The sequence below is a fragment of the Lentzea sp. NPDC058450 genome (assembly GCF_042721395.1).
Classification (GTDB): domain Bacteria; phylum Actinomycetota; class Actinomycetes; order Mycobacteriales; family Pseudonocardiaceae; genus Lentzea.
Window position 1 is genome coordinate 24,960 of the sequence record NZ_JBHXLO010000056.1, and the last position, 7,761, is coordinate 32,720.

6 protein-coding genes are annotated in these 7,761 nt (G+C 68.5%); 2 read left to right on the plus strand and 4 right to left on the minus strand.

Annotation, left to right across the window (positions count from 1 at the left end):
* Positions 1-140 precede the first annotated feature (140 nt).
* From sucD to ACFWNN_RS44570, 3 genes are all read right to left on the minus strand, one after another.
* Positions 141-1,028: a succinate--CoA ligase subunit alpha gene (sucD, locus tag ACFWNN_RS44560; RefSeq protein ID WP_382446023.1), complete on the minus strand. Its 888-nt coding sequence runs from the start codon at positions 1,026-1,028 to the stop codon at positions 141-143.
* Positions 1,029-1,033: 5 nt separating this feature from the next.
* The gene (sucC, locus tag ACFWNN_RS44565; protein ID WP_089915033.1) at positions 1,034-2,200 is read right to left on the minus strand and encodes an ADP-forming succinate--CoA ligase subunit beta; all 1,167 of its coding nucleotides are present in this window, start codon (positions 2,198-2,200) and stop codon (positions 1,034-1,036) included.
* Between the two features lie 213 nt (positions 2,201-2,413).
* The gene (locus tag ACFWNN_RS44570; RefSeq protein WP_382446024.1) at positions 2,414-4,093 is read right to left on the minus strand and encodes a hypothetical protein; all 1,680 of its coding nucleotides are present in this window, start codon (positions 4,091-4,093) and stop codon (positions 2,414-2,416) included.
* Positions 4,094-4,333: 240 nt separating this feature from the next.
* On the opposite strand from ACFWNN_RS44570, the gene ACFWNN_RS44575 reads away from it, so the two are divergent.
* Both ACFWNN_RS44575 and ACFWNN_RS44580 read left to right on the plus strand, forming a co-directional pair.
* Positions 4,334-5,209, plus strand: a complete 876-nt coding sequence (locus ACFWNN_RS44575) for an esterase/lipase family protein (protein ID WP_382446025.1) — start codon at positions 4,334-4,336, stop codon at positions 5,207-5,209.
* Positions 5,210-5,490: 281 nt separating this feature from the next.
* Complete coding sequence (locus tag ACFWNN_RS44580) at positions 5,491-6,207, plus strand: M23 family metallopeptidase (RefSeq protein WP_382446026.1); 717 nt, start codon at positions 5,491-5,493, stop codon at positions 6,205-6,207.
* Between the two features lie 383 nt (positions 6,208-6,590).
* Here the strand turns inward: ACFWNN_RS44580 and ACFWNN_RS44585 are convergent, their stop codons facing one another.
* Positions 6,591-6,812: a hypothetical protein gene (locus ACFWNN_RS44585; RefSeq protein WP_382446027.1), complete on the minus strand. Its 222-nt coding sequence runs from the start codon at positions 6,810-6,812 to the stop codon at positions 6,591-6,593.
* Positions 6,813-7,761: the final 949 nt, after the last annotated feature.

Sequence of the window (7,761 nt, forward strand, 5' to 3'; positions counted from 1 at the left end):
CTACTAAGACGATGGACCGATCATGCCGGTTCCGCCATACGAGCGAAGGCCGGACTCCGAAGTTACTCGGAATCCGGCCTTCGCATTGCACTGCGTGTCTGAGATCAGGAACTCAGCAACCCTGAGCGCGCCTGACGGTCTCAGAGGGCCTGCATGATCTCCCGCATCAGCGAGGCGGTCTCGGACGGCGTCTTGCCGACCTTGACGCCGGCGGCCTCGAGGGCCTCCTTCTTCGCCTGCGCGGTGCCCGCCGAGCCGGAGACGATGGCGCCGGCGTGGCCCATGGTCTTGCCCTCGGGAGCGGTGAAGCCCGCGACGTAGCCGACGACCGGCTTGGTCACGTTGTCCTTGATGTACGCGGCCGCACGCTCTTCGGCGTCGCCACCGATCTCACCGATCATCACGATCGCGACGGTCTCGTCGTCGGCCTGGAAGGCCTCGAGGGCGTCGATGTGCGTGGTGCCGATGATCGGGTCGCCACCGATGCCGATCGCGGTGGAGAAACCGAAGTCCTTGAGCTCGTGCATCATCTGGTAGGTCAGGGTGCCGGACTTCGACACCAGACCGATCTTGCCGCTGCCCGCGATGTTCGCGGGGATGATGCCGGCGTTGGACTTCCCGGGGCTGATGATGCCAGGGCAGTTCGGGCCGATGATCCGGGTCTTGTTGCCCGTCGCGACGGCGTGCGCCCAGAAGTACGCGGTGTCGTGCACCGGGATGCCCTCGGTGATGACGACCGCGAGCTCGATCTCGGCGTCGATGGCCTCGACCACGGCGGCCTTCGAGAAGGCCGGCGGGACGAAGATCACGGTCACGTTCGCGCCGGTGGCCTCCATGGCCTCCTTGACGGTGCCGAAGACCGGGAGCACGGTGCCGTCGAAGTCGACCTTCTCGCCCGCCTTGCGCGGGTTCACGCCACCGACGATGTTCGTGCCGGACGCGAGCATGCGCTTGGTGTGCTTGGTGCCTTCGGCACCGGTCATGCCCTGGACGATGACCTTGCTGTTCTCGTTGAGGAAGATAGCCATCTGACTCAGACCCCCGCAGCCGCGAGCTCGGCGGCCTTGGCGGCCGCGTTGTCCATCGTGTCGACAACGGTCACCAGCGGGTGGTTGGCCTCGGCGAGGATCGCGCGGCCCTCCTCCACGTTGTTGCCGTCCAGGCGGACGACGAGCGGCTTGGTGGCCGAGTCGCCGAGGATCTCCAGCGCCTTCACGATGCCGTTGGCCACGGCGTCGCACGCGGTGATGCCGCCGAAGACGTTGACGAAGACGGAGCGGACGGCCTCGTCGCCGAGGATGACGTCCAGGCCGTTGGCCATGACCTCGGCGGACGCGCCGCCACCGATGTCGAGGAAGTTCGCGGGCTTCACGCCGTACTGCTCACCGGCGTACGCGACGACGTCCAGCGTCGACATGACCAGGCCGGCACCATTGCCGATGATGCCCACCTCGCCGTCGAGCTTGACGTAGTTGAGGCCCTTCTCCTTGGCCTTCGCCTCGAGGGGGTTCTCCGCGGCCTTGTCGACCAGCTCGGCGTGGGCCGGGTGGCGGAAGTCGGCGTTCTCGTCCAGCGTGACCTTGCCGTCGAGGGCGACGATCTTGCCCTGCGGGTCGCGGACCAGCGGGTTGACCTCGACCAGCGTGGCGTCCTCGGAGACGAAGGTCTCCCAGAGCTTCACGATGGTGTCGACGACCTGGTCCTTGACCTCGGCCGGGAAGTTCGCGGCGTCCGCGATCTCGGTGGCCTTGGCGACGTCGACGCCCTTGATGGCGTCGATGGCGATCTTCGCGAGGGCCTCGGGCTTGGTGGCCGCGACCTCCTCGATGTCCATGCCGCCCTCAACGCTCGCCATGGCGAGGAAGGTGCGGTTGGCGCGGTCGAGGAGGAACGAGAAATAGTACTCCTCCGCGATGTCGGAGGCGGGCGTCACCAGCACGCGGTGAACGATGTGCCCCTTGATGTCGAGGCCGAGGATGGCGGTCGCCTTCTCCTCGGTCTCCTCGGGGGTGGAAGCGAGCTTCACACCACCGGCCTTGCCACGGCCGCCGGTCTTCACCTGGGCCTTGACGACGACTGCCTGGCCGAACTTGGCGGCGATGGCCTTGGCGTCGGCGGGGTTGGTGGCCACATCGCCCGGCAGTACCGGGACGCCGTGGGCGGCGAAGAGGTCCTTCGCCTGGTATTCGTACAGGTCCACTCGGGTCTCCTGCGACGTCGGTGTCGGAACACAACACCGCGCCTGGGTGGTCCTCAAGGGGCCAAGCGAACCCACTTGACGCGGCTGGGCCCAGACACTATCGACCTGCGGGTACCGCTCGCACGTCACCACCGGTGAGGTCGGTCTCAACGGCGGTGAGGTCGATCACGCGTACGCGCGCGATATAGGGAAACACGAGTTCTGCGCCACGTTTCAGCGGCTCGCGCGACTGCCCATCAAGCCCGCCGCGACCAGCAGCGCCGCGATCGCCGCCAGAGCGAGCCACGTGCCGGGGGCCGCGACCGCACCCGCGACGCGGTCGCCCGTGAGCGGCAGTTCGAGTGCGCGAACACCCATCAGCACGGCGAGACCCACGAGCGACGCGGCGCCACGAGCGGGCCTCGACCGGGACACGGCCACGAGCGTCATGATCAACGTCGTGAGCGCGAGCAGCAGGGTCCAGGACACGGCGGGGTCGTTGTCCGGGATCAGCGTGGGCGAGGTGTACTCCGCGCCGCGCGTGGTCGGCAGGGCGAAGGCACCGATCGCGAAGAGGCCGGCGAGCAGGATCGCGCCCAGTTCGGCGACCGGCAGCTGTTCCTTCTTCCTCTCACCCAGGTTCTCGCGTTCGATCGCGGAGGCGAGGGCGGTGCACGCGAGCGCCAGCAGGCCCAGCGGGGCCTCGACCACCATCAGCCAGAACCCGGCGCCGGGCTGGGCGACGCCCACCTGACTCGCCGCCGTCACCACCTCGGTGATGCCCGCCGCGGCGAGCTGCATGGCGAGGTAGGCGCCGAACAGCGCCGGACGCACCACCGCGGCCGTTCCCGGCACCAGCAGGAGGAGCCCGAGCACGCCGAACGCGAGCCCGGCCACCCACAGCAGGCTCACCGACGCGAGATCGGGTGCCGTGCCACCGGTGGAAAGAGTCAGCTGAGGGAGGAATGCGCCGACGAGCATCGCGGTTGCAGCGAGTACGGCGAAGACGCCGGCGGTGACGTGCAGGCGCCGGAGAGTGGGGAGTTCGGGGTCTCGGGTCGCGTCGCGTTCACCGCGCAGGAGTCGCGCCGTGCGGCCGAGGAGGGGGACGACGGGGAGAAGCAGTGCGGCGGTGAAGACGGACACCGAACCGCCGGTGATGCCTAGGCCGGTCACGACGGTGCCGGCGGCCAGCGGCGGGACCACGACGGCGAGCAGGGAGAGGGAGACGCCGAGCGTGCCGCCCTCGCGGGTGTCCGGGTCGGGGGAGCTGGCGGCGAGCGCGGTGGCCAGGGGGACGGCCACGGCGACCAGCAGGCCGCCGATCAGGCCGACGGCAGGCAGGTCCCACGGGCCGCGGTCGAGCTGGAACGGGTCGTTCGAGGTGAACGGCTTGCCCAGCAGGCCTACCGCGGCGAACAGCGAGATGGCGATCGGGATGGCGACCAGGGTCGGGGGTTCCGACTCGTCGGCGGGCATGCCGGCGCGACCGGCCGAGAGCGCGCCCGCCGCGATGGTCAGCAGGTGGCCGGCGATCAGCAACCAGACGCCGAGCGCCGGGGTGACGGCGACGAGCGTGGTCGGGCGGAAGAGCTCCGGCCGGGCCACGTCCATGGCGTCGAGGAAGACCTGCGCGTCGCTCAGCAGCCGGCCGATCGCGAAGACGCCGGTGGCGGCGATCAGTCCAGCGGCCACGAACGGACGTCCGCGCATCAGCAGCACGCCTGCTACTACAGGCGGTGCGAGTGCGAGGAGGGCGAGCAGCGGCCACGACGTGAAGGCGGGGTCCGCGCCGTCGACCACTCCGATCAGCGGGCCGAGGGAGAGCAGGAGGGCGCCCGCCGCGGCGAGAGCCCAGGACGTGCGCAGCCGGGCGGCCGCCGGGGTCTGGTTGTCGAGCTCGATGCGAGTCATCGCGGGCGAACCTAGCAAGACCTGAGTAGCACTGCGTGTGACCTGCCTGCACGTATCAAGACGAAATTCGTTCGCATGTGGAAAACGTCCGACGGGTACTCCTACCCCGTGACTTCATCACTTACCGTCGCTCATATGAGCGACAACGGCCGTTCTTGGCTCACGCGTCTGACCGACGCGGCGCTGGACCGTGCCGGGTGGGGCGTGCACACGGCCCGTGACGTCGCGGAAGAGGTCAAGGTGGCGCTGCGGGCGATGGCCACGCCCGGCGGCGTGCGCGGCGTCGCCATGGAAGCGGCCTGGCTGACGGCCCACGCGGTGCTCTACCCGTGGGGCGCGATCACCGAACAGCTCCGGCCGGAAGGCCAGTACCGGCACTACCGCACCGACGGTCTGCCGCCCCGGCAGCGCGGCCTGATGGTTTCGGCGATGGACGCGGCGGGCACCCCGATCGTGCTGGTGCACGGCATCGGGGACAACCGTTCCGCCTTCGCGGTGCTGTCGGGGGCTCTGCGAAGGCGGGGCTTCGGGGTGGTGCACGCCATCAACTACAGCGTGCTGACGGCGTTGACCGGTGACGTCCGCCGTTCCGCCGCGCTGCTGGGCGCGCACATCGAGCGGATCTGCGAGCAGACCGGATCCGATCAGGTGCACGTGGTGGGCCATTCACTCGGTGGGCTCATCGCCAGGTACTACGTACAACGGCTGCACGGCGACTCACGCGTTCGCACACTCGTGACCTTGGGGACGCCCCACAGCGGCACGCTCGCCGCTTATCTGATGCCGACACCCCTCACGCGACAGTTACGTCCGGGTTCGGAGCTGCTGTCCGAGTTGGCCGAACCGTGCCGGCCGTGCCGCACCCGGTTCGTGGTGGTCTGGTCGGAGATGGATCAGATCATCGTGCCCCAGCGCAACGCCCGGCTGGAGCACACGTCGTTACTCGTCGAAGAGCACCAGATACGTGATTCAGGTCACCTTTCTTTGCCGGTTGACACGAGGACTCTTCACGTAGTTGTGACGGCCATCACCCGATCGGATGACTTGTCAACTCACCCCATCGCCGCTGGCAATGAGGGGTATCGACCCTCGGGTCTGACCGACAGTCACAGTTGACAGTTGAAACTTGCTGGTCGCCGCCCGTTCGTAGGACATAACGAACTGGGGTTTGCCCTCCGAGGCTTCGCGCCGTTACTGTCCCCCGGTCCGTTGTCACGGTCTGATCACAGAAGGACACCGAGTCAGAACCCCGAATCCTGACTCGCCGGGAATCCCCCGCCCGGTTGTCCGCCCGATCAGGCTCCCCGAAGGCGGAAGGGCAAGCTTTGAGTCACCACCGCTCCCCCGGCGGCCATGAACGCAGTGCTGCGCTTGAAGAGGCAGTCGACCGCGCATCCGTGCGTCCGGTCAGCTCTCACCGGCTCCCCCCGCCACCGTCGGCGCTTCGCGGACGAATCGTCGTCGCCGCCGTCGCAGTAGGCGCGTTCGCCGCGGCAGGCGCCGGCCAACTCGGCCAGGCAGCCACCGACGACAGCACCGACGTCCAGCTCGCGAACCACTCCGGTGGCGCCGCGACCTTCGACGGCGTCGGCGGCGACACCGCCTCCGCCCCGCAGATCCTCGCGGTCTCCAAGACCACGTCAGAGGGCTCCGCAGAGGCCGCCAAGCTCCTGCGCAGCCAGCAGCTCACCACCGAGCGCGAGGCCGTCGAGGCCGAGAAGAAGCGCCCGAAGTTCGTCCGCCCCGCGGCCGGCGACTTCACCTCCGGCTACGGCGGCCGCTGGGGCACCATGCACCTCGGCATCGACATCGCCGGCCCCATCGGCACCCCGATCCTCTCCGCCGCCGACGGCGTCGTGATCGAGGCGGGCCCGGCCTCCGGCTTCGGCCTCTGGGTGCGCGTGCAGCACGAGGACGGCACCATCACCGTCTACGGCCACGTCGACACCTACAGCGTCAAGGAAGGCCAGCAGGTCAAGGCGGGCCAGCAGATCGCCCGCATGGGCAACCGCGGCTTCTCGACCGGCCCCCACCTGCACTTCGAGGTGTGGAACCCGGGCGGCCAGAAGATCAACCCGCTGGGCTGGCTGAACGAGCGCGGCGTCACCGTCTGACCCTCGTTCTCGTGTTCGGTCTCGGATCGCTGCTGTTTGCTGGTTTGGGTTCGGGCTGCGGCTTGTCGGGTTTGCGGGTCGCGGCCTCCTGGTTCGGGTTTTGTTGAACTACGGCTCAGTAGCTTTCTGACGGGCGTTCGTGGGCTTCGCCACCTCTCGGGGTGGGCGGGGTGGGTTCATCGCCTCAGAGGGCCTTTGCGGTCCCGCCTCCAGCGTTGCTCCAGCACCGCCCCAGCCCGGCTCCGGTTGAGCGAGAGCTCCCGGGGTGGCCAGTGAGTGGTCCAGGGTTGCCACGTGAGCTCCCGGGTTGGCCGTGAGAGCTTCCGGGTTGGCCGTGAGAGCTTCCGGGTTGGTCGCAAGCGGTCCGGTGGCTGTTGCAGGGCTCAGACGTCGTGGACGAAGTAGGTCGCCGCTACCCGCCAGACCGAGCACATGTGTCTGCGCCAGCGTGGGCCGCAGGCTTTGCAGGCCCCGCTCTCCGTTGGTTCGTGGTGCTGCAACAGAGTGCGCCAGGCTTCGACCAGCCTGATGGTGTCCGGGGATTCCAGCTGGTTGAGGATTGCGAACACACGTTCGTGCAGGGCGCCGGCCAGTACGTGATCCATCTTGAGCTCTTCCGCTGGGGGTTCTGCCTCATGCGGACGATTCTGCTCCGGGGGTCTGACAATTTTTGAACGCAGGCATCCTGACCTGCGTCGATCTTGTGTTGTTGTGGCCGGGCGGGTGCGCTCTCGGGTGCCGTCTGCGGGCTTTGAGGGGTCCGTCTTGGGCCGGGTCTGTGATTGGAGGGCGGCCGTCCACAGGCGACAGTGCTGATTCGAAGGCCCTGCGGTCCAGGTCGGCTTGAGGCAGGCTTTTGCCCGCTGGACACCAGGTTCGCCCGTTGCGGCCCGGCTTCTCGCCTGGGCGGCGCGGGCCGGTGGCGGTTTGGGGCGGCCGACCACTGTGGAGTGGACGTCGGCGGTCCACTTGTGGGTGGTCTTGTCTGTTGCCGGGCTGCGTGCGTGGTCTTGCGCGGCGGTCCTGTGCGGTTGGCCGGTCTGGTTTGGACAGTGCGGCCGGACCGCTCTCCCGTTCGGTCCGGCCGCACTTCGCCGCGAAGTTAGGCCCCCGCCGCCCTTCGCTCCCCTTCGACCGCAGGCTGCTCGTTGTGCTGTGGACCGCCCCGAACGTTCCACGGCTGTGCTGCTTGCGACACCCACATAGACGCACCTACCCGGCAGTCGTTGCGCTGGTTTTCGGGATTTCTGCGGATTTTCCCAAGATTTGGTGAAGTTGCTGGTCAGGTGGGTGGGGGTGGTCCGGTTTGGGGTGGGTTGCGGCTTGTGTCTACGGGTCTTCGGCGTTCCGTATGGCTTGGGTGTGCGCGGGTTGGGTGGGCCGTCCCCCTGTTGCGTCGGCGGCCGGCGGTTTGTGTGTCCGTAGGTGGGTGCGTTGGGCTGGCCTGTTCCTGTTTCAGGCGCGGGGCTCTGCCCCGGACCCCGCCAATCTGATCAAAAGCCGGGGCCAGCGCCCTCGGCGGGTTGATGGCACGCCTGTTCGTGTTGGGCGGCT

Bases quoted from the DNA above. Each gene is read 5' to 3' on its own strand.
- sucD (WP_382446023.1), bottom strand. From the start codon at position 1,028: ATGGCTATCTTCCTCAACGAGAACAGCAAGGTCATCGTCCAGGGCATG.
- ACFWNN_RS44570 (WP_382446024.1), bottom strand. From the start codon at position 4,093: ATGACTCGCATCGAGCTCGACAACCAGACCCCGGCGGCCGCCCGGCTG.
- ACFWNN_RS44585 (WP_382446027.1), bottom strand. From the start codon at position 6,812: ATGGATCACGTACTGGCCGGCGCCCTGCACGAACGTGTGTTCGCAATC.